This is a genomic window from Luethyella okanaganae (assembly GCF_042660285.1).
GTDB lineage: Bacteria > Actinomycetota > Actinomycetes > Actinomycetales > Microbacteriaceae > Luethyella > Luethyella okanaganae.
Genome location: NZ_JBHSTP010000001.1, coordinates 723,468 through 746,513 on the forward strand (window position 1 = coordinate 723,468; position 23,046 = coordinate 746,513).

At 67.0% G+C, this 23,046-nt stretch carries 23 protein-coding genes and 1 tRNA gene; 14 read left to right on the plus strand and 10 right to left on the minus strand.

Annotation, left to right across the window (positions count from 1 at the left end; genetic code table 11):
* Positions 1–20 precede the first annotated feature (20 nt).
* Positions 21–93, plus strand: a tRNA-Lys gene (locus ACFQB0_RS03305).
* Positions 94–328: 235 nt separating this feature from the next.
* Here the strand turns inward: ACFQB0_RS03305 and ACFQB0_RS03310 are convergent.
* The 9 genes from ACFQB0_RS03310 to ACFQB0_RS03350 all read right to left on the minus strand — a co-directional run bounded on the left by ACFQB0_RS03310 (position 329) and on the right by ACFQB0_RS03350 (position 6,953).
* Positions 329–577: an SCO4226 family nickel-binding protein gene (locus ACFQB0_RS03310; protein WP_386727551.1), complete on the minus strand. Its 249-nt coding sequence runs from the start codon at positions 575–577 to the stop codon at positions 329–331.
* A gap of 103 nt (positions 578–680) precedes the next feature.
* Positions 681–1,274: an energy-coupling factor transporter transmembrane component T family protein gene (locus ACFQB0_RS03315; RefSeq protein WP_386727554.1), complete on the minus strand. Its 594-nt coding sequence runs from the start codon at positions 1,272–1,274 to the stop codon at positions 681–683.
* Positions 1,271–1,951, minus strand: a complete 681-nt coding sequence (locus tag ACFQB0_RS03320) for an energy-coupling factor ABC transporter ATP-binding protein (protein WP_386727556.1) — start codon at positions 1,949–1,951, stop codon at positions 1,271–1,273. The genes ACFQB0_RS03315 and ACFQB0_RS03320 overlap by 4 nt, the downstream gene beginning before the upstream one ends.
* A complete protein-coding gene (locus tag ACFQB0_RS03325; RefSeq protein ID WP_386727558.1) occupies positions 1,948–3,096 on the minus strand; it encodes a thiolase family protein in 1,149 nt (382 codons plus the stop codon). Before ACFQB0_RS03325 ends, ACFQB0_RS03320 begins: the two co-directional genes overlap by 4 nt.
* A complete protein-coding gene (locus ACFQB0_RS03330) occupies positions 3,089–4,291 on the minus strand; it encodes an AMP-binding enzyme (protein ID WP_386727560.1) in 1,203 nt (400 codons plus the stop codon). Before ACFQB0_RS03330 ends, ACFQB0_RS03325 begins: the two co-directional genes overlap by 8 nt.
* Positions 4,292–4,305: 14 nt before the next feature.
* Positions 4,306–4,959, minus strand: coding sequence for a biotin transporter BioY (locus ACFQB0_RS03335; protein ID WP_386727563.1), 654 nt, complete (start codon positions 4,957–4,959; stop codon positions 4,306–4,308).
* A gap of 243 nt (positions 4,960–5,202) precedes the next feature.
* Positions 5,203–5,625, minus strand: a complete 423-nt coding sequence (locus tag ACFQB0_RS03340) for a hypothetical protein (protein WP_386727566.1) — start codon at positions 5,623–5,625, stop codon at positions 5,203–5,205.
* A 112-nt stretch (positions 5,626–5,737) separates the two neighbouring features.
* The gene (locus ACFQB0_RS03345; RefSeq protein WP_386727569.1) at positions 5,738–5,929 is read right to left on the minus strand and encodes a hypothetical protein; all 192 of its coding nucleotides are present in this window, start codon (positions 5,927–5,929) and stop codon (positions 5,738–5,740) included.
* Between the two features lie 163 nt (positions 5,930–6,092).
* Positions 6,093–6,953: a sugar phosphate isomerase/epimerase family protein gene (locus tag ACFQB0_RS03350; protein WP_386727571.1), complete on the minus strand. Its 861-nt coding sequence runs from the start codon at positions 6,951–6,953 to the stop codon at positions 6,093–6,095.
* Positions 6,954–7,143: 190 nt separating this feature from the next.
* On the opposite strand from ACFQB0_RS03350, the gene ACFQB0_RS03355 reads away from it, so the two are divergent.
* The 9 genes from ACFQB0_RS03355 to serA all read left to right on the plus strand — a co-directional run bounded on the left by ACFQB0_RS03355 (position 7,144) and on the right by serA (position 17,974).
* The gene (locus ACFQB0_RS03355; RefSeq protein WP_386729625.1) at positions 7,144–9,342 is read left to right on the plus strand and encodes a bifunctional alpha,alpha-trehalose-phosphate synthase (UDP-forming)/trehalose-phosphatase; all 2,199 of its coding nucleotides are present in this window, start codon (positions 7,144–7,146) and stop codon (positions 9,340–9,342) included.
* A gap of 53 nt (positions 9,343–9,395) precedes the next feature.
* On the plus strand, positions 9,396–11,090 hold the full coding sequence (ilvD, locus tag ACFQB0_RS03360) for a dihydroxy-acid dehydratase (protein ID WP_386727574.1): 1,695 nt from the start codon (positions 9,396–9,398) through the stop codon (positions 11,088–11,090).
* A gap of 48 nt (positions 11,091–11,138) precedes the next feature.
* Positions 11,139–12,953 carry an acetolactate synthase large subunit gene (locus ACFQB0_RS03365; protein WP_386727577.1) on the plus strand — a complete coding sequence of 605 codons (1,815 nt, stop codon included), beginning with the start codon at positions 11,139–11,141 and terminating at the stop codon, positions 12,951–12,953.
* A gap of 2 nt (positions 12,954–12,955) precedes the next feature.
* Positions 12,956–13,465: an acetolactate synthase small subunit gene (gene ilvN / locus ACFQB0_RS03370; RefSeq protein WP_386727580.1), complete on the plus strand. Its 510-nt coding sequence runs from the start codon at positions 12,956–12,958 to the stop codon at positions 13,463–13,465.
* A gap of 47 nt (positions 13,466–13,512) precedes the next feature.
* Positions 13,513–14,541, plus strand: coding sequence for a ketol-acid reductoisomerase (ilvC, locus tag ACFQB0_RS03375; RefSeq protein ID WP_386727582.1), 1,029 nt, complete (start codon positions 13,513–13,515; stop codon positions 14,539–14,541).
* 97 nt (positions 14,542–14,638) lie between these two features.
* Entirely contained in the window at positions 14,639–15,400 is a 762-nt protein-coding gene (locus tag ACFQB0_RS03380) for a copper homeostasis protein CutC (protein WP_386727585.1), read from the plus strand.
* On the plus strand, positions 15,397–15,876 hold the full coding sequence (locus ACFQB0_RS03385; RefSeq protein ID WP_386727588.1) for a hypothetical protein: 480 nt from the start codon (positions 15,397–15,399) through the stop codon (positions 15,874–15,876). Before ACFQB0_RS03380 ends, ACFQB0_RS03385 begins: the two co-directional genes overlap by 4 nt.
* Positions 15,873–16,238, plus strand: a complete 366-nt coding sequence (locus ACFQB0_RS03390) for a hypothetical protein (RefSeq protein WP_386727590.1) — start codon at positions 15,873–15,875, stop codon at positions 16,236–16,238. The genes ACFQB0_RS03385 and ACFQB0_RS03390 overlap by 4 nt, the downstream gene beginning before the upstream one ends.
* A gap of 143 nt (positions 16,239–16,381) precedes the next feature.
* On the plus strand, positions 16,382–17,974 hold the full coding sequence (serA, locus tag ACFQB0_RS03395) for a phosphoglycerate dehydrogenase (RefSeq protein WP_386727592.1): 1,593 nt from the start codon (positions 16,382–16,384) through the stop codon (positions 17,972–17,974).
* A gap of 46 nt (positions 17,975–18,020) precedes the next feature.
* Here the strand turns inward: serA and ACFQB0_RS03400 are convergent, their stop codons facing one another.
* Positions 18,021–18,554 carry a TetR/AcrR family transcriptional regulator gene (locus tag ACFQB0_RS03400; RefSeq protein WP_386727594.1) on the minus strand — a complete coding sequence of 178 codons (534 nt, stop codon included), beginning with the start codon at positions 18,552–18,554 and terminating at the stop codon, positions 18,021–18,023.
* A gap of 98 nt (positions 18,555–18,652) precedes the next feature.
* On the opposite strand from ACFQB0_RS03400, the gene ACFQB0_RS03405 reads away from it, so the two are divergent.
* The 4 genes from ACFQB0_RS03405 to ACFQB0_RS03420 all read left to right on the plus strand — a co-directional run bounded on the left by ACFQB0_RS03405 (position 18,653) and on the right by ACFQB0_RS03420 (position 23,043).
* Positions 18,653–20,188 carry an MFS transporter gene (locus ACFQB0_RS03405; RefSeq protein WP_386727596.1) on the plus strand — a complete coding sequence of 512 codons (1,536 nt, stop codon included), beginning with the start codon at positions 18,653–18,655 and terminating at the stop codon, positions 20,186–20,188.
* A gap of 56 nt (positions 20,189–20,244) precedes the next feature.
* Positions 20,245–20,736 (plus strand): DUF6328 family protein, encoded by a 492-nt coding sequence (locus ACFQB0_RS03410; RefSeq protein WP_386727598.1) that lies wholly within the window; start codon positions 20,245–20,247, stop codon positions 20,734–20,736.
* Positions 20,737–20,814: 78 nt separating this feature from the next.
* Positions 20,815–21,876, plus strand: coding sequence for a 3-isopropylmalate dehydrogenase (locus tag ACFQB0_RS03415; RefSeq protein ID WP_386727600.1), 1,062 nt, complete (start codon positions 20,815–20,817; stop codon positions 21,874–21,876).
* A gap of 60 nt (positions 21,877–21,936) precedes the next feature.
* Positions 21,937–23,043: a branched-chain amino acid aminotransferase gene (locus ACFQB0_RS03420; protein ID WP_386727602.1), complete on the plus strand. Its 1,107-nt coding sequence runs from the start codon at positions 21,937–21,939 to the stop codon at positions 23,041–23,043.
* Positions 23,044–23,046 lie beyond the last annotated feature (3 nt).

A 23,046-nucleotide genomic window follows, 5' to 3' on the forward strand; every position in this document is an offset into this window, starting at 1 on the left:
CGTTCGCTCGGGCCGGAAACGCACCTCTAGCTCAATCGGCAGAGCAACTGACTCTTAATCAGTGGGTTCAGGGTTCAAGTCCCTGGGGGTGCACCGGCTAGGCCCGAGATCTAGGCGATCTCGGGCCTTACTCGTCTCCAAGAGGGTCACGGACGTCTGCGAATCCAGCATGTACCCAGTACATTGAAACAGTGTTTCGATGACTTCTGCGAAGTCGGCGACCGCCGTCTGCCGCTCAAGGCAAGCCCTGCGGCTTGATGCCACAAAAAGCCCCACACCTCGCGAGAGGCGTGGGGCTTCTCTTCGTGCACTCGTCGAGTCTCGACGGTCACACGGAGAGCGGCACCGCGTGAATCTCGTCGGCGGGGTGTCCCGTGCGCTCGTGTACGCGCTGGACCGAGTCGGAGGATGGGGCGTCCGAGAGACAGTAGACGATGCCGTTCTCGGGATCGGCCCACGCCTGCTTGAAGAAGACGTTCTCCTCGCCCTGGATGGCGATGTCGGCTTCGTGGGCTTCTCTGAGGCTCTCCGCGGTGATCCCAGCCATGTTGTGATGTACGTCCATGAATTCAGTCATGGTCGTCTCCTTTCGGATGCGAAATGATGCTTCCTTTGGCTCACGCTACGCGCGGACGAAGGTACCGTCAAGAAGTCCGAGCCTCGTTCCGCGTTGGGCGAATCTAGTCGTCGAAACCGCGGGCGATGAGCGCATCGCCGAGGGACTCGGCGCTCTGCAGCGAACGCACGATCACGGGCACGGCGAGAGACATGACGGAGCCGTGGCTTCCGCGTGCACGCCGGGCCTCGACGACTTCTGCGACGATGTCGGCGATGAGCGGGATGCATCGGATGGTGAGTGCCAGCAGCAGACCGACGCGCTCGGCGTCCACCCGGCGTCGGAAGGGTCGTAGCAATGTCTGGCAGGTGTCGAGGACGGCGCTCACCGTCGTGGTGAGGGTGAACAGAGCGGCCAGTGCCACGGCCATCATGAGGCGTCCGGCCATCATCGTCGCGACGAGCCAGCCGCCGAGCAGCAGCTGAACGGGCACGGCGACGAGCAGCACCCAGAGCACGGGCGAGATCTGACGCCAGACCGGTCCGATCGGCACGCGTGCGACCAGGAACAGCCCGAGCACGACGGCGACGGCGACGGCGAGCTGCCACGGTTCCTGCAGCAGCGCCGCAGCGCCGATGGCCACGGAGAGCAGCAACAGCTTGACCACCGCCGGAGCGCGGTGGACGACAGAACTGCCCGGCTGATAGAGCCCGATCATGCGAGCAGACTCCGGTAGGCGCCGAGCGCTGCGCCCGGGGTGTCATCGGCGACGATGCGTCCGTGCTCCATCACGATGACCCTGTCGAAGCCGTCGAGCAGCTCGAGGTGGTGCGTTATCACGATCACCTGTTGTGGCATGCCGTGGAGCATCTCTCCAATGTGACGCGCGTTGCGGGCGTCGAGCAGCGTCGTGGGCTCGTCGGCGACGACGACGGCCGGTTCGGCCACAAGCACCGCGGCGAGGGCGAGCAGCTGCTTCTGTCCCCCGGAGAGACGGTGCGCCGGATGGTCCGCGTGCTGGGCAAGGCCGAAGCGCTCGAGCGCGTGCGCGACCCGTTCCGCCGCGTCAGCCTTGTCGAGCCCACGACGGCGCAGCGTGAACGCGACATCCTCGGCGACGGTGGGCATGACGATCTGATTGTCGGGATTCGTGAACACGAATCCGACCGTTCTGCGCACCTCGCGGCCGTGCTTCGCCACGTCAAGGCCGTCGACGCGGACCTGGCCGCGGCTCGGGGTGACGAGCCCGTTGATCATGCGGGCAAGCGTCGACTTGCCGGAACCGTTCGCCCCGACGACGCCGACGCGATGCTCGACGAGATCGAGGTCCACCTCGTGCAGCACAGGGCGCTCTCCGAAATGGTGTGAGACGCCCAGGAACTCGATCCTGCTCATCCGACGCGCTCCACGATCATGGCGATCCCCTGACCGCCGCCGATGGAGCAGGCAGCGAGTCCCGGCCGGGAGTCGTCGGCCGCGAGCATGCGGCTCGCGAGCCGAACGAGCAGGATGGCTCCGGACGCTCCCCACGGGTGGCCGAGAGCGATCGCACCCCCCTGCGTGCAGATCTCATGCTCGTTCAGGCCGAGTTCGTCGCTCACTGCAAGGAGCTGTGCGGCGAAGGCCTCGGTGATCTCGATCGCGCCGAGGTCGAACGGTGTCAGGCCTGTCCGTCTGAGGAGCCGCTGCACCGCGGACACGGCCCCGATGCCGGGAAGGGAGGGATCCGAGCCGGCGACTGCGCTCGCCACAACCCGCAGCCCGGGCATGCCCAGCCCCGCGCGCACGGCCTCGGTGGTCACAGCCACGGCTGCGGCTCCATCGGCGATGCCGCACGAGTTGCCCGCGGTGACCGTGCCGCCTGCCTCGAACGCCGGCGCGAAACGACGCAGGCGGAACTCGTCGAGCGAGGCGCGTGGACGGTCGTCGCGCACGACGCCGTCGACCGCGACGAGCTCCGTGTCGAAGACGCCAGCGGCCTGCGCCGCAGCCGCGAGGCGGTGCGAACGGGCGGCCCAGGCGTCCTGGCGGTCGCGACCGATTCCGAACCGTCGCGCCACGGCCTCAGCAGCCGGACCCATCTCGGGGTCCGGCCATCCGAGAGGGGCGAAGGGTGCACGTCTGTAACGGCGTGAGGGGCTCTCGCCGTCGTCCGGTGGCCAGAGTCGCCACGGCGCGGTTGAGGCTGATTCGGCGCCGCCGGCGATCACGAGCTCGGCGTCGCCCGCGCGCACTCGTGAGGCCGCCTGTGCGACGGCGTCGAGTCCGGATCCGCACTGGCGGTCGACGGTCACCCCGGGCACCTCGACACCCAGGCCTGCTCTCAATGCCGAGATGCGGGCGATGTCGCCGCCGGGTCCGAGGCAATTGCCGAGGATCACGTCGTCGACGGGCCGACCGGACGCCGCCACCTCCGCGGCGACCGCGGCGAGCACCGGCGCGGCCACAGCGTCGACAGTGTGCCGGGCGAAGCCGCGCCCCGCGGTTCCGATTGCGGTGCGGCGTGCGGCGACGATGACCGGGGGACCGTGTTCAGCCATCGACGTCTCCGTTTCCCACTCGGCGGCTCGGCAGCCGTCCGTCTGCGAGACGTGCGGTGAGCTCGCCCTTCGCGATCTTGCCCGACTCCGTGCGCGGCACGGCGTCGACCACGAGCCAGCGCCGGGGCAGCTCGGCGGCGGCGAGGTGCTCTCGCGCCGCCGCCCGTGGATCGACGGACGGGTCGTCGAGTTCGAGCACCGCGAGCACGGACTCGCCCAGCACAGGATGGGCCTCTCCGATCACCGCGGCCGTCCGCACCCCTGGCAAGGTCTCAAGCACACGCTCGACGTCTTCGCTCACGATCGTCGTGCCGGCCGTGGTGATTGCCGCTGTTCCGCGCCCGCGGATGCGGATCCTGCCGTCGGCGTCGAGCTCGGCGAGGTCGCCGACGGTGGAGAAACCGGTCTCGTCGTGACGGAACGGGCCGGAGACCGCGGCATCCACGTAGCCGAGAGAGAGATAGGGCGAGCGGACCCAGAGAGTGCCATCGCGGACCGCCACGTCGACGCCGGGAAAGGCGCGCAGCCCGCCGCGGTCGCGATCGGCCGCGACGAAGGAGAGTTCGGCCGCGCCGTAGTACTCGACGATGTCGATCCCTGCCGTCGTCGCGGCTGCGGCGGCACGGCCGGAGAGGGCCGCGCCGGCGACCACGGCCCTCCGCAGCTGGCCCGGCGACGACAGCAGCCGATCGAGCATCGTCGGCGTGCAGTGCGCGACCGTCGCCCGCCGGACGTCGTCGCTCACGCAGCCGCCGAGCCACAGCGTGTGCAGAGCCGCGAACAAATGCATCGACACATGCAGTGGGCCTGTCGGCATGACGGTGTCGTGTGAGGTGACACCCGTGATCCGTGCGAAGGGAACGAACGAGGCGGTCCAGGACGCCGCGGTGCGGGCAACCGTTCGCGCGAGGCCGGAGGAGCCGGAGGTCCTGAGCAGGAGCCCGGCGCCGACGGGCAGCTCGCTCGGGGGCACGGCCGGATCGTCCGGGTTGGACACGAGCACCGGGCGGCCTCGTGCGAGGGATGCGAGCACGAGGGCGAGCATCCGTACCGGATCAGGATCGTGCGCCTCGACGACTCCTTCGGACGGGAGCTCCAGCTCTGCCACGAGGCTCCGCAGCTCCGCATAGCCGATCGCATGATCCGTCATGGCGACGGCGATGTCGTCGTCGGCTCCGCCGAGCCATCCACCCACGCGCTGCCTCAGGCTCAGGACCCGACCGTGTCGACCGATGTCTCGGCAGCGGTTGTCTCGGCAGCGGTTGTCTCGACAGCGGTCGCCGATGACTGCCGATCGACTCCGCGGTCCGCGATGAGTCCCGGCCAGGCCCGGTGCACCTGCTTGGCGACGAGCACGGTGACGACGACCTTGAGGATGTCGCCGGGGAGGAATACCGCCGCGCCGGAGAGGGCGACCCAGAACGGAGCGGCTGTGCTGAACGCGAGCCAGGGAATCCCAAGCAGGTAGACCGCGACGATCCCGCCGAGCGCCGTCGCACCGAGGGCAGGCCAGAACGCATACTTGGGCAGGAGTCGTGCCGTGAACCAGCCGATGACGAGCGCGCCGAGCAACCAGCCGACGAGGTAGCCGGCCGAGGGGCCTGCGAAGACCGCGATTCCACCGCGCCCTCCTGACAGCAGGGGAAGGCCCGCGGCGACGAGCACCTCGAACAGCAGCACGGCGAAGAATCCGTTCCGCGCTCCGAGAATCGCGCCGGCGAGCATGACGCCGAGGGTCTGGAAGGTGATCGGCACTCCGGATGTGCCGAGCTGCAGGGCACCGGGCAAGCCGAGCGCGGCGATGAGTGCCGCGAAGATCGCGATGCTGGCGAGATCGCGGGCGGTTGAGCGGGACGAAACCATGCGGGGACTCCAGGGGGTGAGGGGACCCGGTTCGTGGGTCACGGACTGGAACCCAGACTAGGAGCGCGAGCCGGACCTTCTCACACAAGGAGCTACAAGAAATGAGCCGCAAATCTGTACGCCGTGCGGTTCGACAGTGAGATGCGTGCTTTGTGCGGTCGCAGGCTAACCGTACATGCAGCGTTTGTTCGCACGAGGCACGCGCGACGGTCATCCTGTATGGGGACGGCGAGGCTCGCGAGCTCAGGCGACGAGCCGGCTGGAGGCGTCGGCGGAAGGCGCGTCCGTGGCTGCCGTGGCAGCATCGATGGGTGTCGCCTCGAGAGCGGGTGCCGCCGCTGCGACATCCGGGGCCTCCGAATCCGTCCACAGCGCGATGGGCGCAGGAGCCCAGGCGAGCGCGGCAGGCTCTGCTCCGTGTTCGCCGCGCAGAACGGCACGGCCGGCTTGCACGGTGCGCGTGAGCTCCGCCGCGATCTGGTGCGTCAGCATAGCGTGGAAGATGGCGTCGGTGTCCTCGCTTGTGCGGCGCACGAGGGTCCACTGCCCATGTGTGCCGATGAGGTCGGCGAGTTTGCCGTTGAGCAATTCGAAGACCTGCTCGTTGGTAAGTTCGGGGACAGGCGTCTGAACGACGGGTGCGTTCTGTCGCCGACGACGAAACATCTCTGGCCCCTTTCAACCGCTGCGGACGTTATCTCCAGTGTCGGTCACGTGCGCTGTATTCCAACTCGGACACGCCGCAACAGCCCCAGTACAGGCTTGGAACGCCGGGGAATTAGCGCGATTCGAGTGCGCGCTCGTCGGATTCCTTGATGACCGTGCCGATCGCGACCGCGAGGGTGAGTCCCCAGCCGATCCACATGAGCAGGAGTCGCCAGTCGCGCGGGCCTTTCCTCGTCGCCTGGATTACGCCGATCGCACCCCCGAGCGCACCGAGAACCGCACCGTTGAAAAGAAACTTGCGCATGTCGTCTGCCTCCGTTCAGGTCAACGCTACTCGGTGACCCCTCGAGGAGCCCTCTGCTTCTCGCGAGACTGCGTGAATCGTCGTTATGGCGGCTCATAACGACGATTCACGCAGTCTCGCGAGGGGAGGGGGAGGGGGAGGAGAGAGGGGAGGAGGTAGGGTGTCAGAGCTTGTGGCCGGGCAGGAGTGCCTCGAGCGCGCGGCGCGAGCGGGTGAAGCGCTTGCGCGGCGTGGCCGTCGCGGTGTGCTCCCGCGCGAAGGCCAGTGTCTCGCGTAGCAGTTCGAGGCGTTCCTGCTCGGTCTTGGCCTTGCGTGTGTTCACTTCGGCGACGATCGAACCGTTCCATTGCCTCGTCGTGAGGTAGCGAAGCACCTCTGCGACCGGCTCGTTCCCGCGTCCGGGAAGGAGATGCTCGTCGAAGACCTTGCCCTCGTCGATCGAGCCGGAGCCGTCGCACAGGTGCACGTGTCGCAGTCGCTCGCCCAGGGCGGTCGCCATCGCCAGGCTGTCGCGTCCGGAGAGGGCGCAATGCGAGAAGTCGAGCGTGACGGCGTCGCAGTCCATGGCGGTCGGGTCCCAACCCGGCGAGTACGCCTTGAGGCTGCGGCCCGCGACCTTCCAGGGGAACATGTTCTCGACCGCAATCGTCACGCCGGTGTCTGTGCCGACCTCGCGCACGATATCGAGGAAGTTCTCGGCGTAGCCGGACTGCCAACGGAACGGCGGATGCACGACGACGCTCGTCGCCCCAACGTCGCGGGCGAGCGCAGCAGATCGCTCGAGCTTTACCCGGGGGTCGCGCCCCCAGACGAAATGCGTGAGCAGCAGGACCGGAGCATGGACTGATAGGATCGGCAGGTCGTAGCGTCGGCTGAGCGCCAGAAGTGCCGTGGCGTCCTGGGTCGTATCCTCCTGGGTGACCATAATCTCGACACCGTCGAAGCCCGCCAGCTTGGCAAGCCGGAACGCGTGTTCCGGTGCGAGCGGGTAGACGCAGGTGGTGCTCATGCCGACGCGGATCATTGGCGCCAGTGTAGCCCTGCCGTCTGAACGGAAGGTGTCCGTTCGGGCACGGTTCGAGGGCCGAAGCCGCGCTCTGCTGCTAGCCTCGAAGCCGGAGCAAGGTGTGGAATCTGGCTCACACCGGAATGGATTCGTCATAGCTGTGCAGGGTTCACGAGAAAAAGGGGCGGCTGGGTACGGCGACTACACCATGGTGGTCGTATCGAACCGGCTGCCTGTCGACCACGAGGTCGGGCCGGATGGGACGCAGCGTTGGCGCACCTCGCCCGGGGGCCTCGTAACGGCCCTCGAACCGGTCATGCGCGCGGCCGACGGCGCCTGGATCGGCTGGACGGGAGTGGCCGACAAGGAGTTCGAGCCCTTCGAGAACGACGGGATCTCGATCGTTCCCGTGCCGCTGAGCGGGGAGGAGGTCGAGTACTACTACGAAGGCTTCTCGAACGACACGCTCTGGCCGCTCTACCACGACGTCATCGCGCCCCCCAGCTTTCACCGTGAGTGGTGGGACTCCTACCTGGTCGTGAACCGCCGCTTCGCTGAAGCGGCCGCCCGTGCCGCGGCATTCGGAGCCGTCGTCTGGGTGCACGACTACCAGCTGCAGCTGGTGCCCAGGATGCTTCGCGAGCTGCGCCCCGATCTTGTGATCGGGTTCTTCAACCACATCCCGTTTCCTCCCTACGGCATCTACTCGCAGTTGCCCTGGCGCAAGCAGATCCTCGACGGGCTGCTCGGCGCCGACGTCGTCGGGTTCCAGCGCAGTGCAGACGCGGGCAACTTCACACGCGCGGTCCGTCGGCTGTTCGGGTACACGACGCGGGGCGCCGTCGTCGAGGTTCCCGGCGATGGCGGGGAGGTGCGAAGGGTCGTCGCGCGGAACTTTCCCGTCTCGATCGACGTCGACAGTTTCGTGCAACTCGCCAAGCGGCCGGACATCCGGGCACGCGCCCGAGAGATTCGCGAGGGGCTCGGCAACCCAGAGACCGTCATGCTCGGCGTCGACCGGCTCGACTATACGAAGGGCATCGCGCACCGGCTCAAGGCTTTCGGCGAGCTCCTCGCGCAGCATCGTCTGAGCGTCGAGGACGTGACGCTCGTGCAAGTGGCCAGTCCCAGCCGCGAGCGGGTCGGACCGTACATGGCACTCCGCGACGAGATCGAGCTTCAGGTTGGACGGCTCAACGGTGACCAGAGCACGATCAGCCACACGGCGATCTCTTACCTGCACCAGGCCTATCCCCGCGAGGAGATGGTGGCGTTCTATCTCGCTGCCGACGTCATGCTCGTCACGGCCCTGCGCGACGGCATGAACCTCGTCGCCAAGGAGTACGTCGCCTGCCGCGTCGACAACGACGGCGTGCTCGTGCTGAGCGAGTTCGCCGGGTCCTCCGACGAGCTCAAACAGGCCTTGCTCATCAATCCCCATGACATCGAGGGGCTCAAGGATGCGATCGTCACGGCTATTGAGATGCCGCCCGCAGAACGCAGACGGCGGATGCGCGCGCTCCGCAAGAAGGTGCAGGAGAACACTGTGTCCGACTGGTCGGCCTCTTTTCTCGACACTCTGACCGGTCGGGCCACCGTGCCGGCTGGCATCCCCGAGACCCTCGTCACGAAATTGCGCGAGGTGGCCGCAGCGGAGCGGCTGCTCATCGCGCTCGATTTCGACGGGACGTTGGCTCCGCATGTCGACCGTCCCGAGGAGGCACGGGCATCGGTGGGGGCGCGATCCGCGATCAAGCGCCTCATCGCACTACCAGAGACCCGAGTGGCCTTCGTCTCGGGGCGTGCGCTTGTGAGCCTGCAGCAGGTGGCCGACCCGCCGGAGAGCGTCCTGCTCACCGGCTCGCACGGGGTCGAGCTGCAACTCGACAACCCCGAGGTCACGCTCGACCTGCTCGACCGGGAGATGCAGCAGCTCGAGCGCCTCGCCGTGATCCTCGAGAGCATCGCCGCGCGCACAGAGGGAGTCTGGGTCGAACGGAAGCCGGCAGGTTTCGCCCTGCACACCCGCCTGCTGACCCGGCCGGCCGGGCAGGCGGTGCAGAGGAACGCACGCAGCCAGGTCGGGGCCGCGTTGCCGGAGCTGACGGTGCGCGAGGGCAAGAACGTGCTCGAGTTCGCGGTGCGCGACAGCAACAAGGGCGATGCGCTGGTGCGATTGAAGGAGCACACAGGGGCTTCCGTCGTCTTCTACGCTGGTGACGACGTGACCGACGAGGATGCCTTCGGGGTGCTCGAGTCCCACGATCTCGGTCTCAAGATCGGACAGGGGATCACCGCCGCGAGCAACCGGGTACGAGGTCCGGAGGAGGTGGCCGAAGCGCTCGCGCTTCTCGCAGACTTCCGCGGATCGCAGGCCGCCGCGCTCCTGCGCGGATCCTCTCGATGAAGGTCGTGCCCGCTCGGTTCCGGAGCCTTCCAGAGAGGTTCTAGACTCGGTACATGCCGGAGATCGACCTGAAGCCACGCAGCAGAGATGTCACCGACGGGATCGAGAAGGCCGCGTCGCGTGGCATGCTTCGCGCCGTTGGCATGGGTGACGAAGACTGGGAGAAGCCCCAGATCGGCGTCGCCAGTTCATGGAACGAGATCACCCCGTGCAACCTCTCGCTCGACCGCCTCTCGCAGGCCGTCAAAGAGGGCGTCCACGGCGGCGGGGGATACCCGCTGCAGTTCGGCACCGTCTCGGTCTCCGATGGCATCTCGATGGGTCATGAGGGCATGCACTTCTCGCTCGTCTCGCGAGAGGTCATCGCCGACTCGGTCGAGACCGTCATGATGGCCGAGCGCCTCGACGGCTCCGTGCTGCTCGCGGGCTGCGACAAGTCCCTGCCCGGTATGCTCATGGCCGCGGCGCGCCTGGACCTCGCCTCTGTCTTCCTGTACGCCGGATCCATCGCCCCCGGCTGGGTCAAGCTCTCCGATGGCACCGAGAAGAACGTGACGATCATCGACGCGTTCGAGGCGGTCGGGGCGTGCAAGGCCGGAACGATGAGCGAGGAGGACCTCACCCGCATCGAGAAGGCGATCTGCCCCGGCGAGGGTGCCTGCGGCGGAATGTACACCGCGAACACGATGGCCTCCGTCGCCGAGGCGCTCGGGATGAGCCTCCCCGGCTCCGCCGCGCCGCCATCCGCCGACCGTCGCCGCGACTACTTCGCCCATCGCTCTGGCGAAGCGGTGGTCGGTCTGCTGCGCCTCGGCATCACCGCCCGCGACATCATGACCAAGAAGGCATTCGAGAACGCGATCGCCGTCGTCATGGCGTTCGGCGGCTCGACCAACGCCGTCCTCCATCTGCTGGCGATCGCCCGTGAGGCCGAGGTCGACCTCACGCTCGACGACTTCAACCGCATCGCCGACAGGGTGCCGCACATCGGAGACCTCAAACCCTTCGGCAAGTACGTCATGAACGACGTCGACCGCGTCGGTGGCGTCCCCGTCGTCATGAAGGCGCTGTTGGATGCCGGACTCCTGCACGGCGACTGCCTCACGGTAACCGGCAAGACCGTCGCGGAGAACCTCGAGACGCTCGCTCCCGACCCGCTCGACGGCGAGGTCGTGCGCACGCTCGACAATCCGATCCACGCGACCGGCGGTCTCAGCATCCTGCACGGCTCCCTCGCACCCGAGGGCGCCGTCGTGAAGACCGCTGGTTTCGATCTCGAGGTCTTCGAAGGGCCGGCGCGTGTGTTCGAGCGCGAGCGCGAGGCCATGGACGCTCTCACCGAGGGCAGGATCGGCACGGGTGACGTCGTCGTCATCCGTTACGAAGGCCCGAAGGGAGGCCCAGGCATGCGCGAGATGCTCGCGATCACCGGTGCCATCAAAGGCGCTGGCCTCGGTAAGGATGTACTACTATTGACGGACGGTCGATTCTCAGGTGGCACAACCGGACTGTGCATCGGCCACATAGCACCCGAAGCGGTGGACGCTGGTCCCATCGCCTTCGTGCGCGATGGTGATCTGATACGGGTCGATATCGCAGCTCGCTCACTCGATCTACGCGTCGAACCGGCTGAGCTGGCCGCCCGCCGTGAAGGCTGGGCCCCGCTTCCTCCGCGCTATACCCGTGGCGTCCTCGCGAAATACTCCAAGCTCGTGCACTCCGCAGCGGAAGGCGCGATCACGGGGTAGCTTCGCGCCCGCATATCCATCACCCACTCATCAAGGGAAACCATCCCAATGTCCACGGAATCACTGCCCGTGCCATCGCCCGTCGCGCGACCCAGCGCACCGAAGAGTCGAGTCGGCCCGGAAACCCTCACGGGTTCCGGCGCCATCCTGCGCTCTCTCGAGCTCCTCGGCGTTACCGACGTCTTCGGAATCCCCGGGGGAGCCGTCATCCCCTTCTACGACGAACTCATGTCGTCGACCGCTATCCGACACATCCTCGTGCGGCATGAGCAGGGTGCCGGCCACGCGGCCGAGGGCTACGCGTCGTCGAGCAACAGGGTCGGCGTTGCGATCGCCACCTCTGGCCCCGGTGCGACGAACCTCGTCACCGCGATCGCCGACGCGCATATGGACTCGGTCCCGCTCCTTGCCATCACCGGTCAGGTCTTCTCGCACCTCATGGGCACGGATGCCTTCCAGGAGGCGGACATCGTCGGCATCACGATGCCGATCACCAAGCACTCCTTCCTGGTCAAACGCGCCGAAGACATCCCCGCGACGATCGCTGAGGCCTACCACATCGCCTCGACCGGACGCCCCGGTCCCGTTCTGGTCGACATCACGAAGGATGCACAGCAGAACTCGTTCGAGTTCGCCTGGCCGCCGAAGCTGGACCTGCCCGGCTACCGACCGGTGACCAGGGCGCACGGAAAGCAGATCCAGGCGGCCGCGCAGCTATTCGTCGAGGCCAAGAAGCCCGTGCTCTACGTCGGTGGCGGCGTCATCCGTGCCCGAGCCTCCGAGGAGCTGCTCGCTCTGGCCGAGACCAGCAAGGCTCCCGTCGTGACCACGCTCATGGCACGAGGCGCATTCCCAGACTCGCATCGACTGCACCTCGGCATGCCTGGAATGCATGGGACGGTGCCCGCGGTGTTGGCGTTGCAAGAGGCCGATCTGATCATCTCGCTCGGCGCACGCTTCGACGACCGGGTAACGGGCAAGGTCGCCGAGTTCGCTCCCAAGGCCAAGATCGTCCACGTCGACATCGACCCGGCAGAGATCTCGAAGATCCGCGCTGCCGACGTTCCCATCGTTGGCGACGCCAAAGACGTGATCGCCGACCTCACCGCGGCTTACACGGATGCGGCCAGGCGCACGACGCCCGACACGGACGAGTGGTGGAGCTATCTCGACGGGCTGCGCAGCGAGTTCCCGCTCGGCTTCTCCGAGCCCACCGACGGTCTGCTCGCGCCGCAGTACGTGATTCAGCGCATCGGCGAGCTCACAGGCCCCGAGGGTGTATACGCGGCCGGTGTCGGTCAGCACCAGATGTGGGCGGCGCAGTTCATCGCGTACGAGCGCCCGAACGCCTGGCTCAATTCCGGAGGTGCAGGAACCATGGGCTATGCGATCCCGGCGGCGATGGGCGCGAAGGTGGCCCAGCCGCACAGGACCGTGTGGGCGATCGACGGTGACGGATGCTTCCAGATGACGAATCAAGAGCTCGCCACCTGCACGATCAACGATATTCCGATCAAGGTCGCGATCATCAACAACTCCTCGCTCGGCATGGTGCGGCAGTGGCAGACCCTGTTCTACGATGGTCGCCACTCCTTCACCGATCTGAACACCGGGCACGAGACGGCCATGATCCCCGACTTCGTGAAGCTCGCCGATGCCTATGGAGCCCTGGGCATCCGCGTCACGAAGGAGGAAGAGGTCGACCCGGCGATCACGCTCGCCCTCGAGACGAACGACCGTCCCGTCGTCATCGATTTCGTGGTGAGCCGCGACGCGATGGTGTGGCCGATGATCCCGCAGGGAGTCTCGAACAGCTTCGTGCAATACGCGAAGGATCATGCGCCGACCTGGGGAGAGGAGTGACCTTGAGCACCCATGTCCTCAGCCTGCTCGTCGAAGACAAGCCCGGTCTGCTTACACGCGTCGCCGGCCTGTTCGCCCGTCGTGGCTTCAACATCGAAAGCCTCGCCGTCGGCCACAGCGAGATCGAGGGGCTCTCGCGCATCACCGTCGTCGTCGACGTCGAAGACCTTCCACTCGAGCAGGTCACGAAGCAGCTCAACAAGCTCATCAACGTGATCAAGATCGTCGAGCTCGACCCAGCGCAGTCCGTTCACCGCGAGCATCTGCTCATCAAGGTGAAGGTCGACAACGCGACTCGTTCTCAGGTGCTCGAAGCCGTCACCTTGTTCCGTGCCCGTGTTGTCGACGTCGCGGCTGACGCCCTCGTCATCGAGGTCACGGGAGACTCCGGCAAGACCGGTGCATTCCTCAGGGTGCTCGAACCCTACGGGATCAAGGAGATCGCCCAATCCGGCCTGCTCGCCATCGGCCGCGGCTCGAAGTCGATCACCGAGCGCGTCTTCAAGAACTGAACGCGTCATCACGCCCATACGCCACCATCAAGGAGAAAGAAACACGCATGTCTGAGATCTATTACGACAAAGACGCTGATCTGTCGATCATCCAGGGCAAGAAGGTCGCCGTCATCGGATACGGCTCGCAGGGCCACGCCCATGCGCAGAACCTGCGCGACTCCGGCGTCGAGGTCGTCATCGGCCTCAAGGAGGGTTCGAAGTCCAAGGCCAAGGCTGAGGAGGCCGGCTTTCAGGTGCTGAGCGCAGCCGAGGCGTCCGCATGGGCCGACGTCATCGTCATCCTCGCCCCCGACCAGGTGCAGCGCCACCTCTACGCCGACGATGTGAAGCCCAACCTTGCCGAGGGCAAGGCCCTCGTCTTCGGTCACGGCTTCAACATCCGTTTCGGCTACATCGAGGCGCCAGAGGGCGTCGACGTCGTCATGGTCGCCCCCAAGGGTCCCGGTCACACGGTGCGTCGCGAGTACGAGGCCGGCCGTGGCGTCCCCGTCATCGTCGCCGTCGAGAAGGATGCATCGGGCAATGCCTGGTCGCTCGTCCTGAGCTATGCCAAGGCGATCGGCGGCCTCCGCGCCGGTGGCATCAAGACCACCTTCACCGAGGAGACCGAGACCGATCTGTTTGGTGAGCAGGCCGTGCTCTGCGGTGGTGTCTCTCAGCTCGTGCAGTACGGCTTCGAGACCCTGACCGAGGCCGGTTATCAGCCGCAGGTCGCCTATTTCGAGGTTCTGCACGAGCTCAAGCTCATTGTCGACCTCATGTGGGAGGGCGGCATCGCCAAGCAGCGATGGAGCGTCTCTGACACGGCCGAGTACGGCGACTACGTCTCGGGCCCGCGCGTCATCGACCCGCACGTCAAGGAGAACATGCAGGCCGTTCTCGCCGACATCCGGTCCGGCGCGTTCGCCGAGCGTTTCATCGCCGACCAGGACGCGGGTGCCCCCGAGTTCCTGGCGTTGCGCGCCAAGGGCGAGGCCCACCCGATCGAGGCCACTGGACGTGAGTTGCGCAAGCTGTTCGCGTGGAACGCCTCGAACGACGACGACTACGTCGACGGCGAGGTCGCCCGCTAGACAACCGATCGCGAAAGCGCCACTTCTTCGTGTCGCGTCATTCCGGGCGGCGCTCACGACGGGCGACGCGGTGCCAGCCCGACACGAGGAGCGAGCCATGACCGCACGATCGGCTATCGAGATCGCCGTTCAGGATGCCGACGGCGTCGCGACAGCCCTCTCCGTGGGCGCGGACCGCGTCGAGCTGTGCGGTGCGCTCTCCGCAGGCGGGCTGACTCCGTCGATCGGCCTGATCGGCGGTGCCGTCGATGCCGCGCGCGCGGCTGGAGCACCGGGTTTCGTGCATGTGCTCGTTCGTCCGCGCCCCGGCGGCTTCGTCTACTCGCCGAGCGAGCTCGCGACGACGGTGCGCGACATCCGTGCAGCCAGGGACGCCGGGGCGGACGGGGTCGTCATCGGAGCGCTCACTCGCGACGGAGAGGTCGATATCGAGGCGACCCGCGAGCTCGTCGCGGCCGCCGACGGACTGAATGTCACCTTCCACCGTGCGATCGACGCCGGATCGTACCCGCTGCGCGCCATCGACGTCCTTCTCGAGCTCGGACTCCACCGCGTGCTCACCTCCGGAGGAGCCGTCCGGAGCATCGACGGCGTTCGCACCCTCGCCACGATGGTGGAACGTTCGGTGGGGCGCCTGCAGATCATGGCAGGTGGCGGTGTGCGGGTCGAGGACATCCCGACGCTCCTCGCCTCCGGTGTCGACGCCGTCCACCTCTCGGCCAGACGTGTCGTGGACGATGTCGCGCCGAGTGGTCCCGGCGGTGGTGAGGCGAGCTTCGACCGCACGGATGAGGCGATCGCGGCTGCGGCGGTGAGCGCTGTCCACGGGATCGGGCCGACCGCTAGTGTGAAGGCATGACGCGGCACTCCGACGACGACGCCTTGAGCTGGCCGGGGGAAGACGATCCAACGCTCCTTGGCAAGCGTCACGCGGCCGAGGGTGATCTCGCTCCGGGCTGGACCGTCGTCGGTCAACCGGCGACGGATGCCGGGAACGATGCCGGGAACGATGCCGTCGACGAGCCTGCTGTCGAGGAGTACGCGGCGAGCTCGACCGTGCTGATCCTGCTCGGCGTTCTCGGTGGCATCTACCTGCTTTACACCGTCGGCTGGGCGGTGGCCGCTGGACGCGTCGTCAACGGGGCGAGCGATGTCGTCGGCGGCTTCATGTTCACCCTGGGACTCTGGTTCGCCATCGTCGCTCCCACGTTGTGGTTTGGAGTGACGTTCTGGCTCACTCTGGGCCGGCCGCGGCTACGCCTGCTGTGGCTCTTGGTCGGCGTGGTGGTGCTCGTGCCGCTGCCGTTCATCGCGGGGGTTGGGGCCGGAGCATGAGCACCCACGAGACCATGATGGATGCCACATCCGGGACCAGGCGCACCCCGCTCTGGCTCGCGACGACCATCGCCGTGTTCTTCGGCCTGTCTTATGCCTACGATGTGTGGGAGGCGGTCGGCAACCTCGTCGGATTGAGCAGCCTCGCGAGCGGGCTGGGCACGACGCTGAGCGTCTTCGGGTGGATCGTGCTGGTCTTCGCGCTCGTGCTTCCGATCATCCTGTTCGGTCTGGCGTTCTGGCTCGGACGGAGCCGCGGCGTGCTCGCACAGGCGGCTCTCTACCTCGTCGGGCTCGGCGTCTCTGCGACGCTCTATCTCGACGTCTACTCGGTTTTCGGACCGGGAAGTCTGCTGGCCTAACCGCTTCATAACGAAATATGACGACCGCGGCTCCCGCGTCGGGACGGTGTCCGGCGCTCGGCTAGAGTGAGGGTGTATCAGCGCCCCAATGGCCGTGGCGCGCGCCGCCCGCTTCGCCTGCAGTCAAAGGAATCCGATACATCGTGTCAAAACCGGTCGTGCTGATCGCCGAAGAACTTTCGCCCGCTACCGTCGATGCACTCGGCCCCGACTTCGAGATCCGCTCGGTCGACGGCACCGATCGCCGGGCACTGCTCGGTGAGATCGCCGAAGCGAATGCCATCCTCGTGCGTTCAGCCACGAAGGTCGATGCCGAGGCCATCGCGGCCGCTCCCAGGCTGCAGGTCATCGCGCGCGCGGGGGTCGGCCTCGACAACGTCGACATCAAGGCGGCGACGGCTGCCGGGGTCATGGTCGTCAACGCGCCGACCTCGAACATCATCTCCGCCGCTGAATTGACCGTCGGCCACATCCTGAGCCTGGCCAGGCATATCCCGGCCGCCCACGGCGCGCTCGCCCGGGGGCAGTGGAAGCGCTCGAAGTACACGGGCGTCGAGCTCTACGAGAAGACCGTCGGCATCATCGGTCTCGGCCGTATCGGGGCCCTCATCGCGGCCCGGCTCCAGGCATTCGGCACGAACGTGATCGCCTACGACCCCTACATCACCTCGGCCCGTGCTCAGCAACTCGGCGTTCAGCCCGTAAGCCTCGACGAGCTCCTCGGTCAGGCCGACTTCGTCACCATCCACATGCCGAAGACTCCTGAGACGACGGGAATGATCGGTGCTGAGCAGCTCGCGCGCATGAAGCCGACCGCCTTCGTCGTCAACGTCGCCCGCGGTGGGCTCATCGACGAGGACGCCCTCTACGCAGCGCTCACGACCGGCGAGATCGCGGGCGCCGGCCTCGACGTGTTCGTGAGTGAGCCGCCGACGGAGTCGCCGTTGCTCTGCCTCGACAACGTCATCGTGACCCCTCACCTCGGTGCGTCGACCGACGAGGCGCAAGAGAAGGCCGGCGTCTCGGTCGCCCGTTCGGTGCGCCTGGCACTCGCGGGCGAGCTCGTCCCGGATGCCGTGAACGTCGCCGGCGGCGTCATCGACCCGTACGTGCGCCCCGGCATCCCGCTGCTCGAGAAGCTCGGCCAGGTGTTCTCGGGCCTCGCACACACGAGCCCGTTGACGAACGTCGATGTCGAGGTGCGCGGCGAGATCGTCGCATACGACGTCAGCGTGCTCAAGCTGGCCGCGCTCAAGGGCATCTTCACGAACGTCGTGAGCGAGACGGTCTCCTACGTGAACGCGCCGCTGCTCGCCGAGCAGCGCGGAATCACCGTGCGCCTCATCACCGATGCCGTGTCCGAGGAGTACCGCAACGTGGTGACCTTGCGCGGTGCGCTGGCGGACGGCTCCCAGGTCTCGGTCTCGGGGACTCTGACCGGGACCAAGCAGATCGAGAAGATCGTCGAGATCAACGGCTACGACGTCGAGGTCCCGATCGCCAAGAACCTCATTGTCATGCTCTACACCGATCGTCCGGGGATCGTCGCCGTCTACGGCCGAGAATTCGGCGAGGCCGGCATCAACATCGCCGGCATGCAGATCGCTCGGCATGAAGCGGGGGGGCAGGCTTTGAGCGTGCTCACCGTCGATTCGCCCGTTCCGGCGGGGCTGCTCGCCTCGGTGCGGGAGGCGATCGCGGCCGACGTCATGGTCGAGATCGACATCACCGACTGAGCTGCTATGGGGTCGCGGCTGACCTCTCCTCGCCGGGTGGTGGCGTTCAGGGCAGCAGCCGGGCGATCACCGCGAGCAGCCGGTCCATGTCCGCCTGAATCGCGGCCGGTTCCGTGCTCGCGAGTGCGGAGTTGTAGTACAGGCCGTCGCTGACGAGCAGGATCACCTCGGCGACCTCCGGATCGCCGACGGCGTCCTCGATCGCGGCGCGCCATGCATGCCGCATCGCAGCGATCGCCTCGTTGACCCGCGGGTGCGAGCCCTGCGCGAGGCAGGTCGCGGCGAGCACAGCTCGGTCGAGGGGCGTTCCGGTGTTCACCGAGGTGCGGATGAGGTAGTCGACGGCGCCCTCCGGCGCGTTCCGGATGTTCTCGGCGTCGACGGCGGCAAGTTCCGAGAGCCGCGCGAGCTGACCCTCGACGAGTGCCTCTTTCGAGCCGAAGTGGTAGAGCAGTCCGCCTTTGGAGACCTCGGCGCTCGCTGCGACGGCGTCGAGTGTTGCCGCGCGCTCGCCGTGCTCGATGAGCAGTTCCTGGAAGGCGTCGAGGATGCGGTCGCGCGTCGGAGTGGAGCGGGCCATGCGGCCATCGTAGCGAGAAGTGCGCGCAGCCAGTTGATTACTATACCGGCTAGACGGTATAGTAATCGTGTCTCCTACGACTGAAAGAGCTGATAACCGTGTCGACCCCGACTGTCGAGACCCTCGTTTCTTCCTCACCCATCGCTCCCGTGACCCGGCGTCGCCAGTGGTGGATACTCGCCGTGCTCATGCTCCCGGTGCTGCTCGTGTCCATCGACAACACCGTCCTCAACTTCGCACTGCCCGCGATCTCGAAGGCGTTGAGTCCGAGCGGAACCCAGCTGCTCTGGATGATCGACATCTATCCGCTCATGCTTGCCGGACTCCTCGTATCGATGGGCAGTCTCGGCGATCGCATCGGCCGCAGGAAGCTCCTGCTCGTCGGCTCCGCTGGATTCGGCATCGTGTCGGCGGCGGCGGCGTTCGCACCGACGATCGGGTGGCTCATCATCGCGCGGGCCGCTCTCGGATTCTTCGGCGCGATGCTCATGCCGTCGACGCTCTCGCTGTTGCGCTCGGTCTTCACGAACCGTGACAGGCGTCGTCTGGCGATCGCCATCTGGGCGAGCGGCTTCGCGGCAGGCAGCGCCCTCGGGCCCGTCGTCGGCGGCGTCCTTCTGCAGAACTTTGCCTGGGGCTCCGTTTTCCTGCTCGCCGTTCCACTGCTGCTGCCGCTGCTCATCCTCGTGCCGGTGCTCGTGCCCGAGTCGCGCGACGCGAATCCGGGTCGCATCGATGTGCTGAGCATCCTGCTCTCGCTCGCGACGATGCTGCCGATCGTGTTCGGCATCAAGACCGTCGCCGAGCACGGTCTCGGTCTGATCACGGTCGCGCCGATCGTGCTCGGTCTGGCCGCCGGTACATTGTTCGTGCGCCGCCAGCTGCGCCTCGCCGACCCCATGCTCGACATGGGACTGTTCGCACTCGGCTCGTTCAGCGGTGCCGTCGGAGTCAACCTGCTGAGCGTGATCGCTCTCGTCGGCGGGCTGTTCTTCGTCTCGCAGCACCTGCAACTCGTGCTCGGGCTCGCCCCGCTCGATGCCGGTCTCGTGCTCGTGCCCGGACTCGTCGCGATGATCGCGGCAGGGCTCGTCGTCGTTCCGATCGCCAAACGTGTGCGACCGTCGATCCTCGTGCCGTCGGCTTTGCTCGTCTCCGTGGGCGGATACGCCGCGGTCGCCGTCACCGGCGGGAGGATCGACGTTGTGGGGCTCGGTCTGGTCTTCGTCGCGCTCGGGATCGGGATCGGCGCGGCCGAGACGGTGTCGAACGAACTCATCATCGCGAGCGCGCCGGCCGACAAGGCCGGCGCCGCATCCGCGGTCTCCGAGACGGCGTACGAACTCGGCGCGGTGCTCGGAACGGCGACCCTCGGCGCGATCCTGACCGCCTCGTTTCGCAGTGCCGTCACGCTTCCAGACGGGCTGGATGCCGCGCAGAGGATCGCCGCGGGCGAGACGCTCGGAGGTGCCGTCGCCGTCGCCGAGCGACTGCCGGCCGGCACTGCCTCTGAACTGCTCGATTCGGCAAGGAACGCCTTCGACAGCGGTGTTGGACTGAGCGCATGGATCGGCGTCGGTCTCGTGCTCGCGGCGGCGACGGTCGCCGTGCTCAGTCTGCGCAACGCGCGTTGAGCCCTGGAATCCCCGCTGAGCGGGCTGCGGATGTAGCGTTGGGCGAGGGAGGCGTCATGGAACCGGATGCTGCGCCCGGTGACGGGCGGGCCGAGTCGGCGAGTTCACGTGCCGACCGCAACTGGAACGACATCCTCCAGGAGGTGCGAGTCACGCAGGCCGGAACGCAGATCCTCACGGGATTCCTGCTCGCCATCGCTTTCCAGCCGCGTTTCGCACTCCTCGACGCCTACCAGCACGTGCTCTATCTCTGCCTCGTCGTCGTCGCGGTCAGCACAACGGCTCTGAGCCTGCTGCCGGTGAGCCTGCACCGCCTGCTCTTCCACCGCCAGGTGAAGTCGGCGACCGTGAGGTTCGGCGACCTCGTGCTTCGGTTCGTGCTCGTCGGGGTCGCACTGACCCTGTCCGGTACGATCATGCTCATCTTCGACGTCGCGGTCAGTCGTCTAGCGGGTCTCGTCGCAGGCGCGACCGCCGCGGCGCTCGCGGTCGTCCTGGGCGTCGTGGTGCCGCTGCTCGTGCGGGCGGCGTCGCACAGGATGCCGTAGAGCCGCCGGCAGGCATCGTTCCCGGGGGAATGTGAGCGCTACGCTGGAGGCGTCCCTGTCACCGCAGCGAGGAGTTCTATGTCCCGTGTCATCACCTTGGCCGTCATTCCTGGGGACGGCATCGGTCCCGAGGTCGTCTCGGAAGCCGTCAAGGTTCTGGAGGCCGTTACCGCGGGAAGCGACATCGTCGTCGACTCCCACTATTTCTCGCTCGGCGCCGCACGGTTCCTCGACACCGGTGACGTCCTGAGCGATGTGGACCTCGAGGCGATCAAGCAGCACGACGCCATCCTGCTCGGCGCGGTCGGCGGCACTCCGGGCGACCCTCGTCTGGCCGACGCCAACATCGAGCGTGGGCTGCTCCTGAAACTCCGCTTCTCCCTCGACCACTATGTGAATCTCCGGCCGTCCGTGCTCTACCGGGGCGTGCCGAGTCCGCTTGCGGAGCCAGGGGACGTCGACTTCGTCGTCGTTCGCGAGGGAACGGAAGGCCCCTATGTCGGCAATGGCGGCACCATCCGGCAGGGGACGCAGAACGAGGTCGCGAACGAGGTCTCGGTGAACACCGCTTACGGCGTCGAGCGCGTGGTGCGCTACGCCTTCGCCACCGCATCCGCTCGGCCGCGCAAGAAGCTCACGCTCGTGCACAAGACCAATGTGCTCGTCTTCGCCGGCTCGCTCTGGCAGCGGATCGTCAACGAGGTCGCCATCGAGTTCCCGGATGTCGCGGTCGACTACCTGCACGTCGACGCAGCCACGATCTTCCTGGTCACGAATCCTGCTAGATTTGACGTCATCGTCACGGACAATCTCTTCGGCGACATCCTCACCGACCTCGCCGCGGCAATCAGCGGCGGGATCGGGCTTGCGGCTTCGGGCAACATCAACCCGGACGGCCGATTCCCCAGCATGTTCGAGCCGGTCCACGGGTCCGCGCCCGACATCGCGGGCAAGCAGTTGGCCGATCCGACTGCCGCAATTCTCTCCGTCGCCCTCCTGCTCGACCATCTCGGTCTGGCGGAACAGGCGGCCCGGGTGAACGCGGCCGTCATCGCCGACATCGCCGCTCGCACGGGGGAAGCTCGCGGCACCGCCGAAATCGGCGACGCCATCGCCCGGTCGCTGAGCAGGAATGACTAGGGTTTACCCCGTGTGGACTCGCCATACGGCTCAGAGTCCAACCGTCGAACAGGATGAACGATGACCATCACCACATCGGGCGGAACGCTCGAATTCGCCGTGACCCGCAACCTCGCGGCCAAGTCCACCGCTGAACGGGAGAAGATCCTCGCCAATCCGGGCTTCGGCAAGTACTTCACCGACCATATGGTCGACATCTGCTGGTCGGCCACGGGCGGCTGGCACCGGCCCCGGGTTCAGCCGTACGGACCGATTCCGCTCGACCCCTCCGCAGCGGTGCTGCACTACGCACAAGAGATCTTCGAGGGGCTCAAGGCCTATCGGCACGCGGACGGATCGATCTGGTCCTTCCGTCCCGATGCCAACGGGCGCAGGATGCAGCGTTCCGCTCGGCGCCTGGCACTGCCGGAGCTTCCAGTCGAGTACTTCGTCGAGTCACTCAGGCAGATCATCGCCGTCGATGGATCCTGGGTGCCGTCGCTTCCGGACACGAGCCTCTATCTGCGCCCCTTCATGTTCGCCAAGGAGGCATTCCTCGGGGTGAGGCCGGCCGAGAAGATCGCCTACTACGTGATCGCCAGCCCCGCCGGCCCCTACTTTCCCGGTGGGGTGAACCCCGTCTCGATCTGGCTCTCGACCGACTATGCCCGCGCGGGAAAGGGCGGCACCGGAGCGGCCAAGACCGGCGGCAACTACGCATCCAGCCTGTTGCCGCAGGCCGAGGCCGCGGAGCATGGCTGCGCCCAGGTGCTCTTCCTCGACTCCTCAGAGGGCACCTACCTCGAAGAGCTCGGCGGGATGAACATCGTGCTCGTCTACAAGAACGGCACCATCGTCACGCCCGAATCGGACAGTATCCTCGAGGGGATCACCCTCGACTCGGTGTTGCAGCTCGCACGTGACCGTGGCCTGACCGTCGAGCAGCGTCGCGTGACCATCGACGAATGGCGCGACGGCGTCGCTTCGGGCGAGGTCACCGAAGTGTTCGCCTGCGGTACCGCCGCCGTCATCACGCCGATCGCGCAGCTCAAGAGCGACGGGTTCACGGTCGGCTCGGCGGATGCCCCGGCCGGCGAACTGACGCTGTCGCTGCGCCAGGAGCTCACCGACATCCAGTACGGTCGTCTACCCGACCGTCACGGGTGGCTCACACGTCTCGATGCGTGACGG

Bases quoted from the DNA above. Each gene is read 5' to 3' on its own strand.
- ACFQB0_RS03410 (WP_386727598.1), top strand. From the start codon at position 20,245: ATGGAACCGGATGCTGCGCCCGGTGACGGGCGGGCCGAGTCGGCGAGT.
- ilvD (WP_386727574.1), top strand. From the start codon at position 9,396: ATGCCGGAGATCGACCTGAAGCCACGCAGCAGAGATGTCACCGACGGG.
- ACFQB0_RS03390 (WP_386727590.1), top strand. From the start codon at position 15,873: ATGAGCACCCACGAGACCATGATGGATGCCACATCCGGGACCAGGCGC.
- ACFQB0_RS03320 (WP_386727556.1), bottom strand. From the start codon at position 1,951: ATGAGCAGGATCGAGTTCCTGGGCGTCTCACACCATTTCGGAGAGCGC.
- ACFQB0_RS03340 (WP_386727566.1), bottom strand. From the start codon at position 5,625: ATGTTTCGTCGTCGGCGACAGAACGCACCCGTCGTTCAGACGCCTGTC.
- ilvC (WP_386727582.1), top strand. From the start codon at position 13,513: ATGTCTGAGATCTATTACGACAAAGACGCTGATCTGTCGATCATCCAG.
- ACFQB0_RS03345 (WP_386727569.1), bottom strand. From the start codon at position 5,929: ATGCGCAAGTTTCTTTTCAACGGTGCGGTTCTCGGTGCGCTCGGGGGT.
- ACFQB0_RS03355 (WP_386729625.1), top strand. From the start codon at position 7,144: ATGGTGGTCGTATCGAACCGGCTGCCTGTCGACCACGAGGTCGGGCCG.
- ACFQB0_RS03420 (WP_386727602.1), top strand. From the start codon at position 21,937: ATGACCATCACCACATCGGGCGGAACGCTCGAATTCGCCGTGACCCGC.
- ACFQB0_RS03385 (WP_386727588.1), top strand. From the start codon at position 15,397: ATGACGCGGCACTCCGACGACGACGCCTTGAGCTGGCCGGGGGAAGAC.
- ACFQB0_RS03325 (WP_386727558.1), bottom strand. From the start codon at position 3,096: ATGGCTGAACACGGTCCCCCGGTCATCGTCGCCGCACGCCGCACCGCA.
- ACFQB0_RS03350 (WP_386727571.1), bottom strand. From the start codon at position 6,953: ATGATCCGCGTCGGCATGAGCACCACCTGCGTCTACCCGCTCGCACCG.
- ACFQB0_RS03310 (WP_386727551.1), bottom strand. From the start codon at position 577: ATGACTGAATTCATGGACGTACATCACAACATGGCTGGGATCACCGCG.
- ACFQB0_RS03400 (WP_386727594.1), bottom strand. From the start codon at position 18,554: ATGGCCCGCTCCACTCCGACGCGCGACCGCATCCTCGACGCCTTCCAG.
- ACFQB0_RS03365 (WP_386727577.1), top strand. From the start codon at position 11,139: ATGTCCACGGAATCACTGCCCGTGCCATCGCCCGTCGCGCGACCCAGC.
- ACFQB0_RS03315 (WP_386727554.1), bottom strand. From the start codon at position 1,274: ATGATCGGGCTCTATCAGCCGGGCAGTTCTGTCGTCCACCGCGCTCCG.
- ACFQB0_RS03335 (WP_386727563.1), bottom strand. From the start codon at position 4,959: ATGGTTTCGTCCCGCTCAACCGCCCGCGATCTCGCCAGCATCGCGATC.
- ACFQB0_RS03380 (WP_386727585.1), top strand. From the start codon at position 14,639: ATGACCGCACGATCGGCTATCGAGATCGCCGTTCAGGATGCCGACGGC.
- ACFQB0_RS03415 (WP_386727600.1), top strand. From the start codon at position 20,815: ATGTCCCGTGTCATCACCTTGGCCGTCATTCCTGGGGACGGCATCGGT.